This is a genomic window from Pseudomonas edaphica (genome assembly GCF_965277385.1).
Lineage (GTDB): Bacteria > Pseudomonadota > Gammaproteobacteria > Pseudomonadales > Pseudomonadaceae > Aquipseudomonas > Aquipseudomonas edaphica.
This window is the reverse complement of record NZ_OZ255725.1, coordinates 3,727,380-3,751,301: the sequence shown is the minus strand read 5'-3', so window position 1 is coordinate 3,751,301 and position 23,922 is coordinate 3,727,380. Positions and strand designations below refer to the sequence as shown.

Sequence of the window (23,922 nt, the reverse complement as noted above, 5' to 3'; positions counted from 1 at the left end):
CAGCTCCCACATTTTGACTGCATACATTCTGGAATATATGTGATGCCTGCACTGACCACCTACACCACCAACATCCAGCCCGACTGGGTGGATTACAACGGCCACCTGCGTGACGCGTTTTACCTGCTGATCTTCAGCTACGCCACGGACGCGCTGATGGACACCCTCGGGCTGGACAGCGAAAACCGCGAAGCCAGCGGCCACTCGCTGTTCACCCTGGAACTGCACCTGAACTACCTGCACGAAGTAAAACTCGGCGCCGAGGTGGAGGTGCACACCCAACTGATCGCCCACGACGCCAAGCGCCTGCACCTCTATCACAGCCTGCACCTTGTGGGCGACACGAAGGAGTTGGCCGGCAACGAGCAGATGCTGCTGCACGTCGATCTGGCGGGGCCGCATTCAGCGCCGTTCACTGAGGCTACGCTGGAGAAACTGGCGACCATCAGTGCCGAACAGGCCGACCTGCCGCGCCCTGCCTTGCTGGGCCGAGTGATCGGATTACCACCCAAAAAACAATAAGGAATCACCATGCAAACCGCCGCCGCTGTTGCCGATTTCCGTACTTACCCGAAGATCTGCGACCTTGCCGAGGCGCAGGTACTGGACAACCAGATTCGCGTGCAGTGGGCCGATGGGCGGGTCAGCCCGTTCCATCATCAGTGGCTGCGGGACAACTGCCCCTGTGCCCAATGCGTGTACAGCGTGACCCGCGAGCAGGTGCTGGAAATTGTCGATGTGGACGAGCATCTGCGCGCCCTAAGCGCGCACATCGATCAAGGTTTTCTGTGCGTGGAATGGTACGGCGGCCATCGCAGCCAGTACGATCCAGGCTGGTTGCGCGCCCATGCCTATGACGATCAATCACGCGCCGAACGCCGCGCTGCCAAACCCCAGTCGCAACTGTGGGGCAGCACCTTCGAACTGCCCATATTTGAATACTCAGCGGTGATGGAAGACCCCAAAGCCCTGCTGCAATGGCTGCTGGCCTTGCGTGACGGCGGCCTTACGCAAATCCGTGGCGTACCCACCGAGCCGGGCTCGCTGGCACTGATCGCCAAGCGTATTTCGTTTATCCGCGAGAGCAACTTCGGCGTGCTGTTCAACGTGCAGTCCAGGGCCGATGCCGACAGCAATGCTTACACCGCGTTCAACCTGCCGCTGCACAGTGATTTGCCGACACGGGAGCTGCAACCGGGGCTGCAATTTTTGCATTGCCTGGTGAACGACGCTGACGGTGGCGAGAGCATTTTTGTCGATGGGTTTGCCATCGCCCAGGCGCTGCGCACGGAAGACCCGGAGGCGTTTCGCGCACTGTGTGAAATCCCGGTGGAGTTTCGCAATAAAGACCGGCACAGCGACTACCGCCGCCTGGCCCCGATCATTGCGCTGGATGCCTTGGGCGATGTGGCGGAGATCCGCATGGCCAACTTTTTGCGCGGGCCGTTTGAGGCACCGGTGGAGCAGATGCCGTTGTTGTATCGGGCGTATCGGCGCTTTATTGCGATGACGCGGGAAGACCGTTTTCGACTGGTCAAACGCCTGAATCCGGGTGAGTTGTGGTGCTTTGATAACCGCCGCACCTTGCATGCGCGCAATGCGTTTGACCCGGCTTCGGGGGCGCGGCATTTTCAGGGTTGTTACATTGATCGGGATGAGTTGTTGTCCCGGATATTGGTGTTGCAGAGGTAGACCGGGGTGCGGCCATCGCAGGCAAGCCAGCTCCCACAAACCCCAGCCAAAAAAAGCCCCGGGCCAGCCGTGACTGGATCGGGGCAGAGTGCTTGGTGTGAGCGTGACATCCCGAGGGTGACCAAACCTTCAAGGTGCGTGCCTGGCCCTCAGTGTGCCTATTGTTGCTATCGGTAAATGACCCGAAAACGACCTGTTCATAGCCATCTGAGCCATTCGCCGATTCTGCCCTTGCCGACCGGCCGAGGGCCTACCAGAATCCCATTCAATCCCGTTCCCTACACCAGGATAAACGTCATGATGCACGCGGACTTGATTGACCAGGATGACCTGCTGAGCCAGCTGCGCTCGCTGGGATTTGAGGTATCCAGCGGCGCCAGCGCCGAACAGGCTTGCGAGTGTGCGGTGCGCGGTTTGAGTGCCGCGCGGGCCAAGGCACTCAAGGGCATGGTGGAGCAGATGTACACCGGCAGCGCGACGATTTTGCCGGCGGTGCGCCAGGCGATCGACAAGCAGTTGTTGCCGGCTTTGGTGCAGTTCAAACAAAGCTCGGGCGCCTGATAGACCGCTATCGCAGGCAAGTCAGCTCCCACATTTGACTGGGTTCACAATTCAAATGTGGGAGCTGGCTTGTCGGGTCGCCGCATCGCTGCGATAAAGCCACCTCGGTCTAAAGCCTTACACTGGCAAACGTCGACTCATTACGCGCCTGGCTCAACGCCGACATCGGCCCCGACAACGGTGACAGCACCAACGCCTGCGGAATCGGCATCATCGCCACTTGCTGGGTCGTGTTGGAACCTACGCGCTCATCGCGTGGCGGAATGCCGAAGTATTCGCGGTAGCACTTGGAGAAGTGCGGCGTGGACACAAACCCGCACACCGACGCTACTTCGATGATCGACATCGGCGTTTGCTTGAGCAATTGCCGCGCGCGAATCAGGCGCAGCTTGAGGTAGTAGCGCGATGGCGAGCAGTGCAGGTATTTCTGGAACAGCCGCTCCAGTTGGCGGCGCGACACGGCGACGTACACCGCCAGTTCGTCCAGGTCGATCGGCTCTTCAAGGTTGGCTTCCATCAGCGCGACAATTTCCTGCAGTTTCGGCTGGTTGGTGCCGAGCATGTGCTTGAGCGGCACGCGCTGGTGATCCTGTTCATTGCGGATGCGCTCGTACACAAACATCTCGGAGATGGCCGCCGACAATTCACGGCCGTGGTCGCGGCTGATCAGGTGCAGCATCATGTCCAGCGGCGCGGTTCCGCCCGAGCTGGTAAAGCGGTTACGGTCGAGGGTGAACAGGCGCGTGCTCATGGCCACGCGCGGGAAGGCTTCCTGCATCGACGCCAGGCATTCCCAGTGCACGCTGCAATCGAAACCGTCGAGCAAACCGGCGCAGGCCAGGGCCCAACTGCCAGTGCACACGGCGCCGAGGCGACGCGACTGGCGCGCCTGGCTTTGCAGCCACGACACGTGCTCACGGGTAACGGTACGCTGGATTCCCACGCCACCGCACACAATCACAGTGTCCAGGGCCGGGGCTTTGTGCATGGAGGCATCGGGGGTGATTTGCAGACCGTCGCTGGCCCACACTTGGTTGCCGTCGACACTCAGGGTTGTCCAGCGATACAGCTCGCGGCCGGACAGCTGGTTGGCCATGCGCAGCGGTTCCACTGCCGAAGCCAGGGAAATCAGCGTGAAATTGTCCAGCAGCAAAAAGCCGATGGATTGAGGCGCACGGTTCTGGGGTTGGGCCCCGGAGTTGAACGACGTCATCGCGGTATCTCCTCACACAAAGCGGGTGATGGCCTCAGGCGAGGCTCTTGTTATTGCGTTCGTCTCCAGCAAGGAGCGAGGCTTTGAATGGGTAGAGCAAATGCCATGCCTAAAATTGAATGGCCATCCAATAACTCCTAAAAACGACCTGATGACGCGTCTATATAAGCCCGCGCGGGGAGCGCGGAATATGGCCAGAAATGGACGTCAGACCGGCCCTGCTCTGGGGTGTGAGCAGATCGGTAGCACTTGTGGGAAGGCGCTTTGCGGGCGTGGGAAAAGTCTGTCACCGCACGCACGGGTGACGAGTGGTGAGGCACGGAATCGTTCGCAAGCTACTTATCTATTTGCGACGCGCTAAAAGGTGGCGCTTTTGGGTTCCGGTGTTCACTTTATGAGCAGTGGTGCTGCAACTGCCGCTATCGCAGGCAAGCCTGCTCCCACAGGGGAATGCATTCCAAATGTGGGAGCTGGCTTGCCTGCGATGGCGGCATTACTGAATCAACACTCTACTGCGCTGACGGCCAAACCACCCCGCGAAGTCTCTTTGTACTTGTCATGCATATCCGCGCCGGTATCGCGCATGGTGCGGATCACCCGGTCAAGGGAAATAAAGTGCTGACCATCACCGCGCAGCGCCATCTGCGCGGCGTTGATCGCCTTCACCGCCGCAATCGCGTTGCGCTCGATGCACGGCACTTGCACCAGCCCGCCGACCGGGTCGCAGGTCAGGCCGAGGTTATGTTCCAGGCCAATTTCGGCGGCGTTGCACAGTTGCTCCGGCGTGGCGCCGAGGATCTCGGCAAGTCCCGCAGCGGCCATGGCACAGGCTGAACCGACTTCACCCTGGCAGCCGACTTCGGCGCCGGAAATCGAGGCGTTTTTCTTGCACAGAATCCCGACGGCCGCAGCGCTCAGCAAATAGTCGACCACGTTGGCTTCGGTGACTTCTTCGCTGAACTTCATAAAGTAGTGCAGCACCGCAGGAATAATCCCCGCCGCGCCATTGGTGGGGGCGGTGACCATGCGCCCACCGGCGGCGTTTTCTTCATTGACCGCCAGGGCGAAGAGGTTGACCCACTCCATGGCGCTCAAGGTCGAGCCAATCACGTTCGGTTTGCCCAGCTCCTGCAAACTGCGGTGCAACTTGGCGGCGCGGCGACGCACATTCAGGCCACCGGGCAGGATGCCTTCGTGCTTGAGGCCCTGCTCCACGCAGTCTTGCATGGCGCGCCAGAGCTTCATCAGGCCACTGCGGATTTCGTCTTCGCTGCGCCAGGTTTTTTCGTTGGCCAACATTAGTTCGGCGACGCGCAGGTTGTGGGTCTTGCACAACTGCAACAGCTCCACAGCACTGGAAAAATCATACGGCAGTTCGGTACGGTCCATATCGGCCACGCCGCTCTGCGCCTGGGCCTCGTCCACCACAAAACCACCACCGACTGAATAGTAGGTGCCGCGGTGCAGCTCGCCGTCATCATCGAACACCACCAGGGTCATGGCGTTGGGGTGGAACGGCAGGTTTTCGTCGAGCAGGCGCATGTCGCGTGCCCAGACGAAGGGCACCGGCAGGCGGCCGTCGAGCAAGAGCGTGTCGGTCTCGCGCAGGGTGTGAATACGCAGGCCGATTTGCGCCGGGTCGATTGCGTCCGGCCACTCGCCCATCAGGCCCATGATGGTCGCCGTGTCGCTGCCATGGCCGATGCCGGTGGCCGACAACGAGCCATATAGCTGAACTTCAACGCGACGTACTTGTTCCAACACTCCACGTTCACGCAAGTGCTGAACGAACAACGCTGCGGCGCGCATGGGGCCGACGGTGTGAGAACTAGAAGGCCCGATGCCGATCTTGAACAGGTCGAAAACACTGATAGCCATTGCGGTAGAACTCCTCGATAAGCACGGCCAGGCTTGAACGAGGTGCTACGCTCAGATCGCCCAGATGGCGGCATCATCAAGCTTTTGCTTGCCTTCACGGCGTCTCACACCGACGTAACCATGCTCAACAACGCCGCTCTCGTGCGATCGGGCATTTTGGCCGTTTTTAGCGGTTCAGATCGGTAAAAACTGCGGTTTTGCCATTGGAAAAATCTGTAAGCGACGTCACCGACACTGGATACGACCATCCCTGTACTGGATACGACGCCCCCTGTAGGCGTCAGATTTTCACTGGTACATGATCAGTCTCGACTCGTTTGCAAGGCACCGTGCCGTCGCCTCGATGCACGCCCCAACCGCAACACTTATAAAGCGCGGCGAATGCCGCCAGAAAAGACACAGGAGTCTACCCCGATGAAAGGTTCACCCTCGTTGTTGTTGGCCGCCATGCTGAGTCTGCCAGTCCTGGCACACGCTGCAGAACCGGAACAGTGCAAGACCGTTAACTTCTCCGATGTCGGCTGGACCGACATCACTGTCACCACCGCGACCACCAGCGAAGTCCTCAAGGGCCTTGGCTATAAACCGCGCACCACGATGATTTCGGTACCGGTGACCTACAAGTCCCTGGCCGACGGCAAGAACATGGACATCTTCCTCGGCAACTGGATGCCGACCATGGAAAACGACATCAAGCAATACCGTGATGCCGGCACCGTGGAAACCGTGCGCGCCAACCTGGAAAACGCCAAGTACACCCTGGCGGTCCCGGAGGCGCTGTACAACAAAGGCCTCAAAGACTTCGCCGACATCGCCAAATTCAAGGATGAGCTGGGCGGCAAGATCTACGGCATCGAGCCGGGTAACGACGGCAACCGCACTATCCAGACCCTCATCGACAAAGACGCCTTCGGCCTGAAAACCGCGGGTTTCAAAGTGGTTGAGTCCAGCGAAGCCGGGATGCTCTCGCAGGTGGAACGCGCCTCCAAGCGTGACCAGGCCATCGTGTTCCTGGGCTGGGAACCGCACCCGATGAACACCCGCTTCAAGATGAAGTACCTGACCGGCGGAGACGACTCGTTCGGCCCCAACTACGGCCAGGCCACCATCTACACCAACGTTCGCAAGGGCTACACCCAGGAATGCAGCAACGTCGGCCAGTTGCTGAAAAACCTGTCGTTCACCTTGAACATGGAAAGCACCCTGATGGGTAACGTCCTCGACGACAAGATGAAGCCCGACGCCGCAGCCAAAGCCTGGCTGAAGAAGAACCCGCAAGTGCTCGACACCTGGCTCGCCGGTGTGACCACGGTTGATGGCAAACCCGGCCTGGAGGCCGTCAAGGAATACCTCGCCAAGTAAGTGCTGACCCCGGGGCGGTGCGCTGCCCCGGGATGTTTTCCCCTTCGCATGTGGACATTCACTACCATGCTGACTGAACAGAAAATCCCACTAGGCCAGTACATCGCTGCCTTCGTCGAATGGTTGACCAAACATGGTGCCAACTACTTCGACGCCATCGCATCGACCCTGGAAACGATGATCCACGGCGTGACGTTCGCGCTGACCTGGTTCAATCCGCTGGCATTGATCGGTCTGATTGCGCTGCTGGCTCACTTTATTCAACGTAAATGGGGCCTGACCGTTTTTGTCATCGCCTCCTTCCTGCTGATCCTCAACCTGGGGTACTGGCAGGAAACCATGGAAACCCTCGCGCAGGTGTTGTTCGCCACCCTGGTCTGCGTGGTCATCGGTGTGCCGCTGGGCATTGTTGCCGCACACAAACCGCTGTTCTACACCATGATGCGGCCGGTGCTCGATCTGATGCAGACCGTACCGACCTTCGTCTACCTCATCCCTACCCTGACCCTCTTCGGGCTGGGTGTGGTGCCTGGCTTGATCTCCACGGTGGTGTTCGCGATTGCCGCGCCTATCCGCCTGACCTACCTGGGTATCCGCGATGTACCGCAAGAGTTGATGGACGCCGGCAAGGCCTTTGGCTGCTCGCGCCGTCAGTTGCTCTCACGCATTGAACTGCCCCACGCCATGCCGAGCATTGCCGCCGGCATTACCCAATGCATCATGCTGTCGTTGTCGATGGTGGTGATCGCGGCCCTGGTGGGCGCCGACGGCCTCGGCAAGCCGGTGGTCAACGCACTCAACACCGCCGACATTGCCCTGGGCTTTGAAGCCGGCCTGGCAATCGTTTTGCTGGCCATCATGCTCGACCGCATCTGCAAACAACCCGACGCCAAAGTAGGGGGTGATGCATGAGCATTATCCGATTCGACAATGTCGACGTGATCTTCTCCAAAGACCCACGCGAAGCGCTCAAGCTGCTGGACCAGGGCATGAGCCGTAACGAGATCCTGAAAAAGACCGGGCAGATCGTCGGCGTTGAAAAAGCCAGCCTGGACATTGAGAAGGGCGAGATCTGCGTGCTGATGGGCCTGTCCGGTTCCGGCAAGTCGAGCCTGCTGCGCTGCATCAACGGCCTCAACACCGTAAGCCGCGGCCAGCTGTTTGTGGAGCACGAAGGCCGCCAGATCGACATTGCGTCCTGCACGCCCGCCGAGCTGAAAATGATGCGCACCAAGCGCATCGCCATGGTGTTCCAGAAGTTCGCGCTGATGCCGTGGCTGACGGTGCGCGAGAACATCAGCTTTGGCCTCGAGATGCAGGGCCGCCCGGAGAAAGAACGGCGCGCGCTGGTGGATGAAAAGCTCGAACTGGTGGGCCTGGCCCAGTGGCGTAACAAGAAGCCCGACGAGCTGTCCGGTGGCATGCAGCAGCGCGTCGGCCTGGCCCGCGCCTTGGCGATGGATGCCGATATCCTGCTGATGGACGAACCCTTCTCGGCCCTCGACCCGCTGATCCGCCAAGGCCTGCAAGATGAACTGCTGGAACTGCAACGCAAGCTGAGCAAGACCATCGTGTTCGTGAGCCACGACCTGGATGAGGCGCTGAAACTCGGCAGCCGCATCGCGATCATGAAAGACGGCAAGATCATCCAGTACAGCGTGCCGGAAGAGATTGTGCTGAACCCGGCGGACGACTATGTGCGCACCTTCGTCGCCCATACCAACCCGCTGAACGTGCTGTGCGGGCGCAGCCTGATGCGTACCGTAGAGAACTGCACCCACGTCAACGGCTCCATCAGCCTGGACCCGGGCGGCGATTCGTGGCTGGACCTGGCCGAAGGCAATGTGATCAAGGGCGCACGCCAGAACGGCACGCCGTTGAACCTGCAGAACTGGGCGCCGGGGCAACCGGTGGAAGGTTTGGGCCGGGTACCGACGCTGGTGGATTCCAATATCGGCATGCGCGATGCGTTGCAGATCCGGTATCACACGGGGAACAAGCTGGTGTTGCATAACAACAACCAGGTGGTGGGGATTCTGGGGGATAGCGAGCTGTACCATGCCCTGCTGGGCAAGAACCTGGGCTAGTCGGTACCGCAAAACCAACTGAAGAAACTGGGTCAATGTGGGAGCTGGCTTGCCTGCGATAGCTTTAGTGAATTCACCACCGCTATCGCAGGCAAGCCAGCTCCCACATTTGACCTCATTCCAAGCCTGGAACAGCGGCGCCAGTGACGGCGCCGCTCGGCTCAACCATCAGCTATAGACACGGCCAAGGAGCTGCCGATGGCTTTCAAACTGATCGAGCACGTCCCGGGTGATCTGCTCCTGGGCGAAGCCCATCAGGTCATATTCCTGAGGTCCGTTGTGCAGGTAGACCTCGGCCCGGTAGTAACGGGTGCGCTCTTCTTCGGGCAGGTCGCTCGGTGCCGAGGAGTAAGCATCCAGGCTCACTTCATAGACAAACGGGTTGCCCTCTTCCATCTCGATACGCACACCGATGCAGCGCTTGGATTTACCCAGCAGCGTCTGCACTTCCAGCCCTTGGTCACGCAGCACACTCGCCGCTTCTTCCAACGCAGGCGTAACGTGTTTGTCCATAAAGCGCTGTACCGTGCCCTGGCTCGGTTGCAGGTCCAAGGCGGTCAAACGCTCGCTGAAACCACGACGACCACGTTCGGCCAATTGCGCCTGCTCCTGTTCGATGGCCACATCCTGGCGCATCGCCTTGTGCAAACCGAACATAAACAGAATCAGCACCACCGAGAACGGCAGCCCCGCCAGCACCACCATGGTTTGCATGGCTTCGAAGTTACCCGCGAACAGCAGGCCGATGGTCACCAGAGTGATCACCACCGACCAGAAGATCCGCAGCCAGTGCGGCGCATCTTCATCCACATTGCCGCCCTTGCACGAAAGGTTGGCCATCATCACCGCGCCGGAATCCGCCGGGGTCAGGAACAGCACAAAGCCCACGAAGATCGACACGCCGATCACGATTTTCGACGCCGGGTAATGCTCAAGCAGTTGGTAGATGGCCATCGACGGTTGCTCCAGCGCCGTCTTGCCCAACTCCACTGCGCCGTGGTTCAGCACCAGGTCCAGCGCCGAGTTACCGAAGATCGACAACCACGCCAGGGTGAAGCCCAGCGGGATCAGCAGCACGCCGGCCACCAGTTCACGCACCGTGCGACCACGGGAGATACGCGCGATGAACATGCCTACAAATGGCGCCCAGGAAATCCACCAGGCCCAGTAGAACAGGGTCCACAGGCCCATCCAGCGCTCGGTCTTGTCGGCGTCGCCTTCGTACACATACAGGTCGAAGGTTTTCAGCACGATACCGTTGAGGTAGTCACCGGTGTTCTGCACCAGGCCATTGAGCAGGTGCAGGGTCGGGCCAAACAACAGCACGAAGATCAGCAAGCCACTGAACAGCACGATGTTGAGGTTGGACAGGCGGCGAATGCCGTTTTCCACACCCGACACGGCAGCGATGGTCGCCACGGTGCTCATCACAATGATCACGATCAGCAGGTTGGTGTTGCTGTGCTGCATGCCGAACAGGTTTTCAAGCCCCGACGACACTTGCATCGAACCAATCCCCAGGTTCGTCACCAGACCCAGCAGGGTCACGAACATGCCGAAGCCGTCCACCGCGTGGCCGGCCGCGCCTTTGACCCAACGCTCGCCCACCAGCGGGTACAGCGCCGAACGCAAGGCCAACGGCTGGTTATGACGGTACGCGAAGTACGCCACGGCCAGGCCGACCAGCGCATAAATCGCCCAGCCGTGCAGGCCCCAGTGCAGGAACGTCAACTGCAACGCCTGGCGGGCTGCGCCATTGCTGGCGGCGGCGCCTTCGGGCGGGTTGAAGTAGTGGTCCAAAGGCTCGGAAGCCCCGAAGTACAGCAGCGAGATGCCGATGCCCGACGAGAACAACATGCCGGCCCAGGCGCCGTAGCTGAAGTCCGGGGTGTCGTCCTTGCTGCCCAGTTTCAATTTACCGTAGGACGAAAACGCCAGGCCGACCACAAACACCAGGTAGGCAGCGATGACCACCATGTAGTACCAGCCGAAGCTTTTCGACAACCACGCCTGGGCTATGCCGAGCATGCGCCCGGCCTCCTGCGGGGCGATGATCAGAATGGCGGTCAACAACAGAATGAGCGCGGTGGAGGTGTAAAACACCCAACCGTTGACCCTGACCTTTTCCGGCGGGGTCTTTATAAGAGAGGCAGAACTCATGGCGCAGATGCTCCGGGCAGTGCGAGAGAGAAACACAAGGCAACGGTTATCCCGGGACATCGATTTTTCGGCAGTCGACGGACGGGTGTTATAAAGACACCCCGAAAATTCTTGAGCCGCGCCTAGGCAGTGGCCAGGCCCTGATACGGCCTGTTTCAAGGGTTTTTGCAGGTGTCAGAGGACGTTGCTCACAGGTAGGAAAAATCTGTAGGCAGCGACCATTTGTCGCAGATCTTATTCTTTGTTGATTGAACGTTCAATCAAAACAAAATAGACTGGCCATCAAGCCGACGGACGTTTAACGCCCAACGGCAGGCCTAAGGAGAGGTGCTACATGCCCAAGGTCGGTATGCAACCCATACGCCGCCAGCAGTTGATCGAAGCCACCTTGACGGCCATCGATCAGGTTGGAATGGGAGATGCCAGCATTGCGCTGATCGCCCGTTTGGCCGGCGTCTCGAACGGCATCATCAGTCACTACTTTCAGGACAAGAACGGCCTGATCGCCGCAACGATGCGGTACTTGATGAATGTGCTGATCGAGAACGTCCACGAACGCAGGCTTGCGCTGAAGGACGACAGCCCACGGGCGCACCTTCGGGTGATCATCGAGGGCAACTTCGACGCCAGCCAGGTCAACGGACCGGCAATGAAAACCTGGCTGGCCTTCTGGGCCACCAGCATGCACCACCCGTCATTGCACAGGTTGCAGCGGATCAACGATCAACGTCTGTATTCCAACCTGTGCTGCCAGTTCCGCCGAGTGCTACCGCTGCCGCACGCACGCAAAGCAGCCAGAGGCCTGGCGGCCCTGATCGACGGTTTGTGGTTGCGCGGCGCCCTGTCGGGAGACGCTTTCGACACGGAGCAGGCGCAACGGATCGCTTACGAATACATGGATTTCCAATTGGCCAAGCAGGTGAGTTAGAGCACACATAAACGCTCAACCCCTGAACGTCTGCCGCTCAGTGTTGCCACAACCCCATGGCCCACTTTCGGCGGGTAACGCCAACCACTTATGCACTTGCGAGGACTTTATGGCCCGTTTCGAACTGCAAAAACTCTACATTGACGGCGGCTACAGCGACGCTGGCAGCGATGCCACCTTCGAAGCCATCAACCCGGCTAACGGTGAAGTTCTCGCCCAAGTGCAACGCGCCACCAAGGAAGACGTGGAACGTGCCGTGGTCAGCGCTGAAAAAGGCCAGAAAATCTGGGCCGCCATGACCGCCATGGAGCGTTCGCGCATCCTGCGCCGTGCCGTCGACATCCTGCGCGAGCGCAACGATGAGCTGGCCGCCCTGGAAACCCTGGACACCGGTAAAGCCTTCTCCGAAACCCAATACGTCGACATCGTCACCGGTGCAGACGTGCTGGAATACTACGCAGGCCTGGTGCCAGCCATCGAAGGCGAGCAGATCCCGTTGCGCGACACTTCGTTCGTCTACACCCGCCGCGAGCCGCTGGGCGTAGTAGCCGGTATCGGCGCGTGGAACTACCCGATCCAGATCGCCCTGTGGAAATCCGCACCGGCCCTGGCGGCGGGTAACGCGATGATCTTCAAGCCAAGCGAAGTCACTTCGCTGACCACCCTGAAACTGGCCGAGATCTACACCGAAGCTGGCGTTCCAGCCGGTGTGTTCAACGTGCTGACCGGCAGCGGACGTGAAGTCGGCACCTGGCTGACCGAACACCCGCGTATCGAGAAAGTCTCGTTCACCGGCGGCACCGACACCGGCAAGAAAGTTATGGCCAGCGCTTCGAGCTCCTCGCTCAAAGAAGTGACCATGGAACTGGGCGGCAAGTCGCCGCTGATCGTGTTCGAAGATGCCGACCTGGATCGCGCCGCCGACATCGCCATGATGGCCAACTTCTACAGCTCCGGCCAGGTCTGCACCAACGGCACTCGCGTGTTCGTGCCGAAACACCTGCAAGCGGCGTTCGAAGCCAAGATCGTTGAGCGTGTTGCGCGCATTCGTGTTGGCAACCCACAAGACGAAAACACCAACTTCGGCCCGCTGGTCAGCTTCGCCCACATGGAAAGCGTGCTCGGCTACATCGCCAAAGGCAAGGAAGAAGGCGCCCGCGTACTGTGCGGCGGCGACCGCCTGACCGACGGCGAATTCGCCAAAGGCGCCTATGTGGCCCCGACTGTGTTCACCGACTGCACCGACGAAATGACCATCGTCCGTGAAGAAATCTTCGGCCCAGTGATGAGCATCCTCACTTACGAGACCGAAGAAGAAGTGATCCGCCGCGCCAACGACACCGACTTCGGCCTGGCCGCAGGTTTGGTGACCAAGGACCTGAACCGCGCCCACCGCGTGATTCATCAGCTGGAAGCGGGTATCTGCTGGATCAACGCCTGGGGCGAATCCGACGCCAAGATGCCGGTTGGCGGCTACAAGCAGTCGGGCGTTGGCCGTGAGAACGGTATCAGCTCGCTGAACAACTTCACCCGCATCAAATCGGTACAGGTTGAGCTGGGCGACTACGCCTCGGTGTTCTAAATCCGAGCGCTGTACTGCCCGCGAGGCCGCCATCGCGGGCAAGCCCGGCTCCCACATTTTGTGCTGTGTTAACCCAATAAAATGTGGGAGCTGGCTTGCCTGCGATGAGGCCCGACCTGACCATCTCAAAAGAGGGTGCATCCAATGTCCCAAGAATACGATTACATCATTGTGGGTGCCGGCTCCGCCGGTAACACCCTGGCGACCCGTCTGACCGAAGACGAAGGCGTCACCGTCCTGCTGCTGGAAGCCGGCGGCCCGGACTACCGTTTTGACTTCCGTACCCAAATGCCTGCCGCGCTGGCGTTCCCGCTGCAAGGCCGTCGCTACAACTGGGCCTACGAAACCGACCCTGAGCCACACATGGACGGCCGTCGGATGGAATGCGGTCGCGGCAAAGGCCTGGGTGGTTCTTCGCTGATCAACGGCATGTGCTACATCCGTGGCAACGCCATGGACTACGACAACTGGGCAAAACTGCCAGGTCTGGAAAACTGGACCTACCTCGACTGCCTGCCGTACTTCCGTAAAGCCGAAACCCGCGACATCGGCCCCAACGACTACCACGGTGGCGACGGCCCGGTCAGCGTGACCACGCCTAAAGCCGGCAACAACCCGCTGTTCCACGCGATGGTTGAAGCCGGCGTACAGGCCGGTTACCCGCGTACCGACGACCTGAACGGCTACCAGCAAGAAGGCTTCGGCCCGATGGACCGTACCGTCACGCCTAAAGGCCGTCGCGCCAGCACCGCACGCGGTTACCTGGACACGGCTAAAAAGCGTTCGACCCTGACCATCGTCACCCACGCCCTCACCGACAAAGTGTTGTTTGAAGGCAAGCGTGCCGTGGGCGTGCGTTACCTGATCGGCGCGGCTGAAGAACGTGTTGAAGCCCGTGCGCGCAAAGAAGTACTGGTGTGCAGCGGTGCAATCGCTTCGCCGCAACTGCTGCAACGCTCCGGTGTGGGCCCGGCCAAACTGCTGGAAAGCCTCGACATCCCGGTGGTCCACGACCTGCCCGGCGTCGGCGAAAACCTGCAGGACCACCTTGAGCTGTACCTGCAATACGCCTGCACTCAGCCAGTGTCGCTGTACCCATCGCTGCTCTGGTACAACCAGCCGGCCATTGGTGCCGAATGGCTGTTCAATGGCACCGGCATCGGCGCCAGCAACCAGTTCGAAGCGGGCGGTTTTATCCGTACCCGCGAAGACTTCGATTGGCCGAACATCCAGTACCACTTCCTGCCGGTCGCGATTAACTACAACGGCAGCAACGGTGTGAAAGAGCACGGTTTCCAGGCGCACATGGGCTCCATGCGTTCGCCGAGCCGTGGCCGCGTGCAATTGAAGTCGAAGAACCCACGGGACTACCCGAGCATCCTCTTCAACTACATGGCCACCGAGCAGGACTGGCAGGAATTCCGTGACGGCATCCGCCTGACCCGCGAAATCATGCAGCAGCCGGCGCTGGATCAATACCGTGGCCGTGAAATCAGCCCGGGCATTGACGTGCAAACCGATGAGCAGTTGGACAAGTTCATCCGCGAGCACGCCGAAACTGCGTTCCACCCGTCCTGCTCGTGCAAAATGGGCACCGACGAGATGGCTGTAGTGGATGCCGAAGGCCGCGTGCATGGCATGCAGGGGCTGCGTGTTGTGGATGCGTCGATCATGCCGATCATCACCACCGGCAACCTCAACGCGCCGACGATCATGATCGCCGAGAAAATCGCCGACAAGATCCGTGGCCGCAAGCCACTGCCGCGCAGCACTGCCGACTACTACGTGGCAGGCGATGCGCCGGTGCGTGGCAAGCCGATGCGTGAAGTCGGCCCTACTGCGCAGTAACTGATACACCGCGGTGATCCCATCGCAGGCAAGCCAGCTCCCACATTTGACTGTGTTCACAAATCAAAATGTGGGAGCCGGGCTTGCCCGCGATGAGGCCCGACCTGACACCGCAAAAGCTCCCCCCGACACTTTCCTTGATCAGCTCCCCGCCCCAGGCCTACTCTGTTGCCTGCCCGCGATGAGCCGCCCACAAGGAAGGCCCCATGTTCGACAAACACCCCACCCTCAAGCAGCACTTCAGTGCCCTGCGCACCCGCGCCGAATTCTTCTCGTTGCGTTATGTGCGCGAATCCGGCCAGTACCTGTCGGTACGCAAGAACGTCGCCGAGCCGCCACACCTTAGCCACGACGAGGGCGCCATGCTCACCGTGCGCCTCAACGGCGTGGAAGCTTATGCAGCAACCAACGACATTTCCCTCGCCGGCCTGCAAGCAGCCCTTGAGCGCGCCGAACAGCAAGCCCGGCAGATTTCGCCCCATGCCCTGCTCGACTTGCACACACAACAGGTCTCCAGTGACGTGGCCGACTACCTGTCGCCCGACCTCGACCAGCCCTTCCCATCCCTGAGCGACTGCTACCAACTGCTCGGCGATGAATCCGCCAGCGTGCCCAAGGATGAGCGCCTGGTCAGTTGGGAAGTCAGCCTGGGCACCACGCGGGTTGAACAGATCTACCTCAACAGCGCCGGTGCCGAGCTGCGCCAGGCTCAGCGTTTCGTCTTTCCGGGCCTGAGCGTCACCGCCTTCGACGGCAACGACAGCCAGACCCGCACCCTGGGCGGCACCAACTTCGGCCAGCAAGGCAGTGCGAACGTGATTCGCCGCTTCGGCCTGGCCGGCGCCGCCCGCACAGTCGCCGATGAAGCCCTGCAACTGCTGCTCGCGCCGAACACGCCCCACGGCCCGCGTGACCTGCTGCTGATGCCCGACCAGATGATCCTGCAGATTCACGAGTCCATCGGCCATCCGCTGGAACTGGACCGCATCCTGGGCGATGAGCGTAACTACGCCGGCACCAGTTTTGTGAAGGCCAGTGACTTCGGCCATCTGCAATACGGCTCGCCCTTGCTCAACGTGACCTTCGACCCGGACATCCCCGAACAGCTCGCCAGCTATGGGCATGACGACGACGGCACGGCCGCCAGCAAGCAATTCCTGATTCGCGATGGCCTGCTGCTCAAGCCCTTGGGTGGCGCGCTGTCGCAATTTCGCGCGAACTTGCCAGGCGTGGCCAACAGCCGCGCGTGCGGCTGGAATCGGCCGCCCATCGACCGCATGGCCAACCTCAATATCGAGGCCGGCGACAAGACCCAGGCTGAGCTGGTCAGCGGCATCGAGCACGGCATTCTGATGAGCACCAACCGCTCCTGGTCCATCGATGACGCACGCAATAAATTCCAGTTCGGTTGCGAGTGGGGCCAGCTGATCGAAAACGGCGAACTCAAGGGCGTGGTCAAAAACCCCAACTACCGCGCCATCTCCGCGCAGTTCTGGCGCAACCTCAGCGCCGTCGGCGACGCCAGCACCTTCCAGGTGTTGGGCACGCCCAACTGCGGCAAAGGCGAACCCAACCAGGTGATCCGCGTGGGCCACGCTTCACCGGCGTGTGTGTTCAGTGATATCGACGTGTTCGGGGGAGATGCCTGATGAATAACTTCAAGGCACTGGTGGGTTGGCTCAAGCAAGCCGTCACCGACAAGGAACAGTTTCACCTGGGCTACGCTGACGAGTCGTCCGAGTTCGTGCGCTTCAACCACGCCAAGGTGCGTCAAGCGGGCCAGGTGCAACAGGCCAGCCTCAACCTCAAGCTGATCAACGATGGCCGTCACGCCGACCTCGGTATCACCCTTGCCGGTGAGCCGGCGCTGGATCGCCAGCGCCTGGCCGACGGCCTGCAACAACTGCGCGAAACCTTGCCATTGTTGCCGCAGGATCCGTACCTGCTGCTGAACCACAACGCCTGGCAAAACCACAACGAACAACTGCGACCACTGCCCGAGTTGGCTCAGGTGCTGGCAGATATCAGCCAGGCCGCCGAAGGTGTGGACCTGGTGGGCTTCTACGCTGCCGGCCCCATCAGCCGTGGCTTTGCCAGTTCCGACGGCGCGTTCGGCTGGCATCAGGCCAATAGCTTCAACTTCGATTTCAGCCTGTTCCACGCCAACGGCGAAGCGGTGAAAGCCAGCTACGCCGGGCACACCTGGGACAGCGCCGAGTTCACTGAGCGTTTCCAGCGGGCGCGTGAGCAGCTGGAGTTCCTCGGCCGCCCGTTGCACAAGCTGCCTCCCGGCCAGTACCGCGCCTACCTGGCCCCGGCGGCGTTGGAAGAAATCTTCAGCATTGTCACGTGGGGCGGGTTTTCCGCCCAGGCCATCGCCAGCAAAGGCAGTTGCTTGCAAAAGCTCTACACGGGTGAGCAGTCGCTGAGCCCACTGGTGAAGGTCGATGAGCAGATCAGCGGCTCCCTGAGCCAGGCGTTTTCCACCGAAGGCTACCCGCGCAGTGATGTCACGCTGATCAACGCCGGTAAAGCCGAGGGCCAGTTGATCAACTCGCGCAGTGCTGCCGAATATGGCCTGAGCACCAACGGCGCCAGCAGCGACGAGTCGCCCAGCGCCTTGCAGATGGCCGCAGGCAACCTGCCCCAGGCCGATATCCTCAAGCAATTGGGCACTGGCTTGTACATCAGCAACCTGTGGTATCTGAACTACTCGGACTTGCCAGCGGCACGCCTGACCGGCATGACGCGCTTTGCCACGTTCTGGGTCGAAGACGGTGAGATCAAGGCGCCGGTGAGCACCATGCGGTTTGATGACAGTGTCTACAGCCTGCTCGGTTCGCAGCTTGAAGCGCTGACCTCGGAACGGGAACTGCTGCTGTCGGCGAGTACGTACAGCCAGCGCAATACCTCCTCCAACCTGCTGCCGGGGGCGCTGGTCAAGCGCCTGACGCTAACGCTGTAAATACAACGCCCCCTGTGGGAGCGGGCTTGTGTGGGGGACGGCTTGTGTGGGAGCTGGCTTGCCTGCGATGCAGTCACCTCGGTGTGTCAGCCACACCGCAGTGATGCCATCGCAGGCAAGCCAGCTCCCACATAAGCCTGATCCCACATAGGCCAGTTCCCAAACAGACCTGCTCCCAATACAAGCCAGTTCCCACATAGGCTTGTATTGATTTCAGACACCTCATTTCATCCCTTCCTACCGCAAAATCCCATCTAACACTTCTCCCCGGGCGGCCTGTTGTCGCCCGCAAAAAACCTCGTTATAACGGTTAGTGGCATCCCGCCACCCACCCCACGAGAGCATGACCTTGCCCGGGAAGGGCAAGCTGGAGCGTTGACATGAACCATGGAAGTTTTGTCATAGAGAAGCTGTTCAAGCACTACAACGTTCATGTTGAGCAGCTAGGAAACGATTCGGAAAAAAAGACTGTCTTGATGGTCAACGGCGCGCTGTCCACCACACGCTCTTTCGCGCGAACCAGTAAATGCCTGGCGGAGCATTTCAATGTGCTGCTGTTCGACCTGCCGTTCTCCGGCTATTCGCGCGAGCACAACACCGACCTCGAGCTTGTGACCAAGGACGACGAGGTGCAAATCCTGCGCGCCCTGGTGGAGCGCTTCGAGGTCAACCATCTGGTGTCGGCCTCCTGGGGCGGTATCTCCACCTTGCTGACCCTGGCCCACAACCCACCCTCCATCCAAAGCTCGGTGGTGATGGCCCTGGCGCCCAACCTCAACCAGGCGATGCTCGACTACGTGGAGCGCGTGCGCGTGTTGATCGAGGCCGATGACAAATCCGCCGTCGGCCACTTGCTCAATGAGACCGTCGGCAAATACCTGTCGCCGCGCCTCAAGCGCAACAACCATCGGCACCTGTCGAGCATGGCCACCACCGAGTACCGCCAGGCGCGTTTCCATATCCATCAGGTGCTGGCCTTGGGCGATGGTAATTACCTGCCGGAGCTGACCCGGATCGAAACCCCGGTGCACTTCCTCAACGGCGCACTGGATGAATACACGCCGGCGGCCGAGGCCCAGTTGTTCAAGCGCTATGTCGGCCGCAGCAGCTTTGCGGTCGCCGAACACACCGGCCATCTGCTCGACCTGGAGTCGCGCGAAGCGGCCATGTCAGTGCACCGTGCGCTGTTGGATTTCCTGGTGGGAGAGCACGCAACACTGTCGGAATTAGACGAACCGCCAGTGGGAAAAGGGGCGACGGATGGCGCATAATCGCCAACACATAGCCTGCTAATAAAAGGGTTCACATGCCGAATCGCGCCCCTCTCGATGCCAAGACCGCCCGCTGGCTACCCTGGGTGGTAGCGATTGCCTTCTTCATGCAGTCGCTGGACGGGACGATTCTCAACACCGCCCTGCCGGCCATGGCGCGGGACTTGGCGGAAAACCCGCTGCGCATGCAAGGGGTGGTGATCGCCTACATGCTCACCGTCGCCTTGCTGATCCCGGCTTCGGGCTGGGTGGCCGACCGCTTCGGTACCAAAAAAATCTTCTTCGGCGCGATCATGCTGTTCAGCATTGGCTCCTTGCTGTGCGCCTTGTCGAGCACCTTGACCATGCTGGTGGGCGCGCGGGTCATCCAGGGTTTAGGCGGCGCGCTGATGCTGCCGGTCGGGCGGCTGGTGGTCTTGCGTGCTTATCCGCGTTCCGAACTCGTACGCATCATGGGCTTCATCACCATTCCCGGCCTGCTCGGCCCCTTGCTCGGCCCGACCATGGGCGGCTGGATGGTGCAATACCTGACCTGGCACTGGATCTTCCTGATCAACCTGCCTGTGGGCATGGTCGGTTGCTACGCCGTGTGGAAACTCATCCCCGACTTGCGCGGCAGCGAACGCACGCGCTTTGACAGTGTAGGGTTTGTGCTGTTTGGCGCGGCGATGGTGCTGATTACCATCGCCATGGAAGGCCTGGGCGAACTGCACCTGCCGCACCTGCGGGTGATGTTGCTGCTGTTCGGCGGGCTCGCCTGCCTGGCCGCGTACTGGCTGCGTGCCGGGCATATCGACAACCCACTGTTCTCGCCGGTACTGTTCAAGACCCGCACCTTTGCCGTGGGCATCCTCGGCAACCTGTTCGCCCGGCTGGGCAGCGGCGCACTGCCGTTTCTGGTGCCGTTGCTGCTGCAGGTGGCACTGGGTTATTCGCCCTCCGAAGCCGGGATGAGCATGCTGCCCCTGGCGGCGGCGGCGATGTTTGCCAAGTCCATCGCCCGGCCACTGATCGAGCGGCTGGGCTATCGCATTGTGCTCACCGGCAACACCCTGGCGCTGGGCATCATGCTGGCCAGTATGGGCCTGGTCAGCGAACACACGCCCTACCCGCTGCTGCTGTGCATGCTGGCGGTGCTGGGCGCGATCAACTCGCTGCAATTTACCGCGATGAACACCGTCACCCTGATCGACCTCGACGACGCCCAGGCCAGCAGCGGCAACAGTTTGCTCTCGGTGGTGGCGCAATTGTCCTTGAGCCTGGGCGTAGCCTGTGCCGGTGCCCTGCTCGGCGGCTTTACTGCCGAAGCGGGCAATGACGGCGTGGAAAGCGTGCTGGGCGCGTTCCAATTGACCTTCCTCACCGTGGGCATCATGGCCATGCTGGCGGCGGCGATCTTCCTGCAACTGTCGCCAAAAGACGGCAAACGGGTCGTCAGCCGCGAGCACGACCTGGAGCATTAAAGCAGCGGCAAGCGGCAAGCGGCAAGCTTCAAGCTTCAAGCTTGTAGCTTGTAGCTTGTAGCTTGTAGCTTGTAGCTGCCCCCCGTACTTCTCGTCGAGAACATACAAAGAAACCCAAGGGGGCCTGTTACACTGCGCGACATTTTGTTTTGCAGAGCCAGTCCCGTGACTACCATCGCCACCGCTTTTAATACTTTGCCCCTGTCCGCCGCCATGCTGGCTAACCTCGACTCGCTGGGTTACGTCGAGATGACGCAGATCCAGGCGCAAAGCTTGCCGGTGATCCTCAAGGGGCTGGACCTGATCGCCCAAGCCAAGACCGGCAGCGGCAAGACCGCCGCCTTCGGCATCGGCCTGTTGAACCCGATCAACCCGCGTTACTTCGGCTGCCAGGCGCTGGTGATGTGCCCGACGCGTGAGCTGGCCGACCAGGTCGCCAAGGAAATCCGTCGCCTGGCGCGTGCCGAAGACAACATCAAGGTACTGACCCTGTGCGGCGGCGTGTCCCTCGGCCCGCAGATCGCCTCGCTGGAACACGGCGCCCACGTCATCGTCGGCACGCCAGGGCGTATCCAGCAACACTTGCGCAAAGGTTCGCTGGTGCTGGACGGCCTGAACACGCTGATCCTCGATGAAGCCGACCGCATGCTCGACATGGGCTTCTACGACGCCATCGAAGACATCATCAGCAAGACCCCGCCACGCCGCCAAACCCTGCTGTTCTCGGCCACCTACCCGGTGAGCATCAAGCAGCTGGCCTCCAAGTTCATGCGTGCGCCGCAGCAAGTGAAAGCCGAAGCCTTCCACTCCGACGACCAGATCGAGCAGCGTTTCTACGAGATCTCGCCGGAAGAGCGCATGGACGCGGTGACCAAGGTGCTGGCGCACTTCCGCCCGGCGTCGTGCGTGGCGTTCTGCTTTACCAAGCAGCAAGTGCAGGAAACTGTGGATCACCTGACCGCCAAGGGCATCTCCGCCGTCGGCCTGCATGGCGACCTGGAGCAGCGCGACCGTGACCAGGTACTGGCGATGTTCGCCAACCGCAGCACTTCGGTGCTGGTGGCGACCGACGTCGCCGCCCGTGGCCTGGACATTGACTCCCTGGACATGGTGATCAACGTCGAACTGGCCCGCGACTCGGAAATCCACATCCACCGCGTAGGCCGTACCGGCCGCGCCGGTGAGACCGGTATTGCGATCAGCCTGGTGGCGCCGTCCGAAGCCCACCGTGCCCAAGCCATTGAGCAACTGCAAAAGTCGCCGCTGAACTGGGACCAACTGGACAACCTCAAGCCGCAAAGCGGTGGCCCGTTGCTGCCACAGATGAGCACGCTGTGCATCGCCGCCGGCCGTAAAGACAAGGTGCGCCCAGGCGACATCCTCGGCGCACTGACTGGTGACGCCGGGATTCCGGGTGCCCAGGTCGGCAAGATCGCGATCTTTGATTTCCAGGCGTTCGTGGCTGTTGAGCGCGGGATCGCCAAGCAGGCGTTGCAGCGTTTGAATGACGGCAAGATCAAAGGCCGCTCGTTGCGCGTGCGGATCTTGTAACAACACGCATATTTACTGTGGAAACCGAATCAATGTGGGAGCTGGCTTGTCGAATCGTCGCACCGCTGCGATAGCGGTGGTGAATTCACTACAGCCATCGCAGGCAAGCCAGCTCCCACATTTGATTGCATTCCAAGGCAATCTTTTGTGAGGACACCGTTTTGCGCTCGACCGAAGTTGTGATCATTGGCGCCGGCGCCGCAGGCTTGATGTGCGCGCTGACCGCCGCCGGGCGTGGGCGCAAGGTGATGCTGATCGACCACGCCAACAAGGCCGGCAAAAAGATCCTGATGTCCGGCGGTGGCCGCTGCAATTTCACCAACATGTACACCGAGCCGGCCAACTTCCTCTCGCACAACGCGCATTTCTGCAAGTCGGCCCTGGCCCGCTACACCCAGTGGGATTTCATCGGGCTGGTGGCCAAGCACGGCGTGCCGTACCACGAGAAAAAACTCGGCCAGCTGTTCTGCGATAACAAGTCCAGCGACATCCTCGGCATGCTGCTCGATGAGTGCATCCAGACCGGCGTGAGCCTGCACCTGGACACCTCCATCGAGGAAATTGCCAAAGTCGACGGCGGCTATCAACTGCAAACCACCTTGGGTGAACTGCGCTGCGAATCCCTGGTGATCGCCACCGGCGGCCTGTCGATTCCGACCCTGGGCGCCACCGGTTTTGGTTACCAGGTGGCCAAGCAGTTTGGCCACGAACTGCTGCCGACCCGCGCAGGCTTGGTGCCGTTCACCATCACCGACCAGCTCAAGGAGTTGTGCGGCGAGTTGTCCGGTACGTCCGTGGATTGCCTGGTGAGCTGCAACGACCAGAGCTTTCGCGAGAACATCCTGTTTACTCACCGCGGCCTCAGTGGCCCGGCGATTTTGCAGATTTCGTCGTATTGGGAATCCGGCGACACGGTGGAAATCAACCTGCTGCCCGACCACGACGCGCACACCTGGCTGCAACAGCAACAGGTCGAGCACCCCAACAGCGAGCTGAAAACCCTGCTGGGTGAGATCTTCACCAAGAAGATGGCCAACCTGTTGGCGCAGAGCTGGTTTGTGTCCAAGCCGATGAAGCAATACACCCACGCCGAAGTGGCCGACATCGCGCAAAAGCTGTCGAGCTGGCAGTTGGTACCGGCGGGCACCGAAGGCTATCGCACGGCCGAGGTGACGCTGGGTGGCGTGGACACGCGGGAAGTGTCGTCCAAGACCATGGAGTCGCTGAAAAGCCCGGGCTTGTACTTTATCGGTGAAGTGCTGGATGTGACCGGTCACCTGGGTGGGTTCAACTTCCAGTGGGCATGGGCTTCCGGCTATGCCGCCGCGCAATACGCCTGAAGGTTGTACGCGGTCAACAGG

General features: G+C 60.8%; 18 protein-coding genes. 15 read left to right on the top strand and 3 right to left on the bottom strand.

All coding sequences use genetic code 11. The features are described from left to right. Nucleotides 1-42: 42 nt before the first annotated feature. The 3 genes from ACQY47_RS16945 (at nucleotide 43) to ACQY47_RS16935 (ending at nucleotide 2,253) form a co-directional block, all read left to right on the top strand. Nucleotides 43-522 (top strand): thioesterase family protein, encoded by a 480-nt coding sequence (locus ACQY47_RS16945; RefSeq protein ID WP_428550442.1) that lies wholly within the window; start codon nucleotides 43-45, stop codon nucleotides 520-522. 9 nt (nucleotides 523-531) lie between these two features. Beyond that, complete coding sequence (locus ACQY47_RS16940; protein WP_428550439.1) at nucleotides 532-1,692, top strand: gamma-butyrobetaine dioxygenase; 1,161 nt, start codon at nucleotides 532-534, stop codon at nucleotides 1,690-1,692. Between the two features lie 297 nt (nucleotides 1,693-1,989). Further along, the gene (locus tag ACQY47_RS16935; RefSeq protein WP_017139371.1) at nucleotides 1,990-2,253 is read left to right on the top strand and encodes a hypothetical protein; all 264 of its coding nucleotides are present in this window, start codon (nucleotides 1,990-1,992) and stop codon (nucleotides 2,251-2,253) included. Nucleotides 2,254-2,362: 109 nt separating this feature from the next. Here ACQY47_RS16935 and ACQY47_RS16930 read toward each other — a convergent pair whose 3' ends face one another. Both ACQY47_RS16930 and ACQY47_RS16925 read right to left on the bottom strand, forming a co-directional pair. Further along, nucleotides 2,363-3,466 (bottom strand): GlxA family transcriptional regulator, encoded by a 1,104-nt coding sequence (locus tag ACQY47_RS16930; RefSeq protein WP_005792167.1) that lies wholly within the window; start codon nucleotides 3,464-3,466, stop codon nucleotides 2,363-2,365. A gap of 501 nt (nucleotides 3,467-3,967) precedes the next feature. Next, nucleotides 3,968-5,344 carry an L-serine ammonia-lyase gene (locus tag ACQY47_RS16925; protein WP_099550375.1) on the bottom strand — a complete coding sequence of 459 codons (1,377 nt, stop codon included), beginning with the start codon at nucleotides 5,342-5,344 and terminating at the stop codon, nucleotides 3,968-3,970. 414 nt (nucleotides 5,345-5,758) lie between these two features. Here ACQY47_RS16925 and ACQY47_RS16920 point away from each other — a divergent pair, with 414 nt between their 5' ends. The 3 genes from ACQY47_RS16920 (at nucleotide 5,759) to choV (ending at nucleotide 8,793) form a co-directional block, all read left to right on the top strand. Beyond that, the gene (locus tag ACQY47_RS16920; RefSeq protein ID WP_099550374.1) at nucleotides 5,759-6,706 is read left to right on the top strand and encodes a choline ABC transporter substrate-binding protein; all 948 of its coding nucleotides are present in this window, start codon (nucleotides 5,759-5,761) and stop codon (nucleotides 6,704-6,706) included. A gap of 66 nt (nucleotides 6,707-6,772) precedes the next feature. Next, nucleotides 6,773-7,618, top strand: coding sequence for a choline ABC transporter permease subunit (gene choW, locus ACQY47_RS16915; RefSeq protein ID WP_017139374.1), 846 nt, complete (start codon nucleotides 6,773-6,775; stop codon nucleotides 7,616-7,618). Beyond that, entirely contained in the window at nucleotides 7,615-8,793 is a 1,179-nt protein-coding gene (gene choV / locus ACQY47_RS16910; protein WP_017139375.1) for a choline ABC transporter ATP-binding protein, read from the top strand. Before choW ends, choV begins: the two co-directional genes overlap by 4 nt. A gap of 168 nt (nucleotides 8,794-8,961) precedes the next feature. Here choV and ACQY47_RS16905 read toward each other — a convergent pair whose 3' ends face one another. Beyond that, entirely contained in the window at nucleotides 8,962-10,896 is a 1,935-nt protein-coding gene (locus ACQY47_RS16905; protein ID WP_428557366.1) for a BCCT family transporter, read from the bottom strand. Nucleotides 10,897-11,287: 391 nt separating this feature from the next. Here ACQY47_RS16905 and betI point away from each other — a divergent pair, with 391 nt between their 5' ends. From betI to ACQY47_RS16860, 9 genes are all read left to right on the top strand, one after another. Continuing rightward, a complete protein-coding gene (betI, locus tag ACQY47_RS16900) occupies nucleotides 11,288-11,881 on the top strand; it encodes a transcriptional regulator BetI (protein WP_010207128.1) in 594 nt (197 codons plus the stop codon). A gap of 109 nt (nucleotides 11,882-11,990) precedes the next feature. Next, nucleotides 11,991-13,463 carry a betaine-aldehyde dehydrogenase gene (gene betB, locus ACQY47_RS16895; protein ID WP_017139377.1) on the top strand — a complete coding sequence of 491 codons (1,473 nt, stop codon included), beginning with the start codon at nucleotides 11,991-11,993 and terminating at the stop codon, nucleotides 13,461-13,463. A 144-nt stretch (nucleotides 13,464-13,607) separates the two neighbouring features. After that, nucleotides 13,608-15,311, top strand: a complete 1,704-nt coding sequence (gene betA, locus ACQY47_RS16890; protein ID WP_017139378.1) for a choline dehydrogenase — start codon at nucleotides 13,608-13,610, stop codon at nucleotides 15,309-15,311. 206 nt (nucleotides 15,312-15,517) lie between these two features. Further along, nucleotides 15,518-16,960: a TldD/PmbA family protein gene (locus tag ACQY47_RS16885; protein ID WP_428550430.1), complete on the top strand. Its 1,443-nt coding sequence runs from the start codon at nucleotides 15,518-15,520 to the stop codon at nucleotides 16,958-16,960. Beyond that, nucleotides 16,960-18,276: a TldD/PmbA family protein gene (locus tag ACQY47_RS16880; protein WP_428550427.1), complete on the top strand. Its 1,317-nt coding sequence runs from the start codon at nucleotides 16,960-16,962 to the stop codon at nucleotides 18,274-18,276. The genes ACQY47_RS16885 and ACQY47_RS16880 overlap by 1 nt, the downstream gene beginning before the upstream one ends. Nucleotides 18,277-18,656: 380 nt before the next feature. Next, nucleotides 18,657-19,547: an alpha/beta fold hydrolase gene (locus tag ACQY47_RS16875; protein ID WP_428550424.1), complete on the top strand. Its 891-nt coding sequence runs from the start codon at nucleotides 18,657-18,659 to the stop codon at nucleotides 19,545-19,547. Between the two features lie 35 nt (nucleotides 19,548-19,582). Beyond that, nucleotides 19,583-21,010, top strand: a complete 1,428-nt coding sequence (gene mdtD / locus ACQY47_RS16870) for a multidrug transporter subunit MdtD (RefSeq protein WP_017139382.1) — start codon at nucleotides 19,583-19,585, stop codon at nucleotides 21,008-21,010. Nucleotides 21,011-21,223: 213 nt separating this feature from the next. Then, nucleotides 21,224-22,561: an ATP-dependent RNA helicase DbpA gene (gene dbpA / locus ACQY47_RS16865; RefSeq protein WP_232626477.1), complete on the top strand. Its 1,338-nt coding sequence runs from the start codon at nucleotides 21,224-21,226 to the stop codon at nucleotides 22,559-22,561. 161 nt (nucleotides 22,562-22,722) lie between these two features. After that, a complete protein-coding gene (locus ACQY47_RS16860; protein WP_428550421.1) occupies nucleotides 22,723-23,901 on the top strand; it encodes an NAD(P)/FAD-dependent oxidoreductase in 1,179 nt (392 codons plus the stop codon). Nucleotides 23,902-23,922: the final 21 nt, after the last annotated feature.

Excerpts from the sequence above, each read along its gene's own strand:
- ACQY47_RS16885 (WP_428550430.1), top strand. The coding sequence starts at position 15,518 with ATGTTCGACAAACACCCCACCCTCAAGCAGCACTTCAGTGCCCTGCGC.
- betI (WP_010207128.1), top strand. The coding sequence starts at position 11,288 with ATGCCCAAGGTCGGTATGCAACCCATACGCCGCCAGCAGTTGATCGAA.
- ACQY47_RS16880 (WP_428550427.1), top strand. The coding sequence starts at position 16,960 with ATGAATAACTTCAAGGCACTGGTGGGTTGGCTCAAGCAAGCCGTCACC.
- choW (WP_017139374.1), top strand. The coding sequence starts at position 6,773 with ATGCTGACTGAACAGAAAATCCCACTAGGCCAGTACATCGCTGCCTTC.
- ACQY47_RS16920 (WP_099550374.1), top strand. The coding sequence starts at position 5,759 with ATGAAAGGTTCACCCTCGTTGTTGTTGGCCGCCATGCTGAGTCTGCCA.
- betA (WP_017139378.1), top strand. The coding sequence starts at position 13,608 with ATGTCCCAAGAATACGATTACATCATTGTGGGTGCCGGCTCCGCCGGT.
- ACQY47_RS16940 (WP_428550439.1), top strand. The coding sequence starts at position 532 with ATGCAAACCGCCGCCGCTGTTGCCGATTTCCGTACTTACCCGAAGATC.
- choV (WP_017139375.1), top strand. The coding sequence starts at position 7,615 with ATGAGCATTATCCGATTCGACAATGTCGACGTGATCTTCTCCAAAGAC.
- ACQY47_RS16945 (WP_428550442.1), top strand. The coding sequence starts at position 43 with ATGCCTGCACTGACCACCTACACCACCAACATCCAGCCCGACTGGGTG.
- betB (WP_017139377.1), top strand. The coding sequence starts at position 11,991 with ATGGCCCGTTTCGAACTGCAAAAACTCTACATTGACGGCGGCTACAGC.
- ACQY47_RS16930 (WP_005792167.1), bottom strand. The coding sequence starts at position 3,466 with ATGACGTCGTTCAACTCCGGGGCCCAACCCCAGAACCGTGCGCCTCAA.
- ACQY47_RS16925 (WP_099550375.1), bottom strand. The coding sequence starts at position 5,344 with ATGGCTATCAGTGTTTTCGACCTGTTCAAGATCGGCATCGGGCCTTCT.
- ACQY47_RS16875 (WP_428550424.1), top strand. The coding sequence starts at position 18,657 with ATGAACCATGGAAGTTTTGTCATAGAGAAGCTGTTCAAGCACTACAAC.
- dbpA (WP_232626477.1), top strand. The coding sequence starts at position 21,224 with ATGCTGGCTAACCTCGACTCGCTGGGTTACGTCGAGATGACGCAGATC.
- mdtD (WP_017139382.1), top strand. The coding sequence starts at position 19,583 with ATGCCGAATCGCGCCCCTCTCGATGCCAAGACCGCCCGCTGGCTACCC.
- ACQY47_RS16935 (WP_017139371.1), top strand. The coding sequence starts at position 1,990 with ATGATGCACGCGGACTTGATTGACCAGGATGACCTGCTGAGCCAGCTG.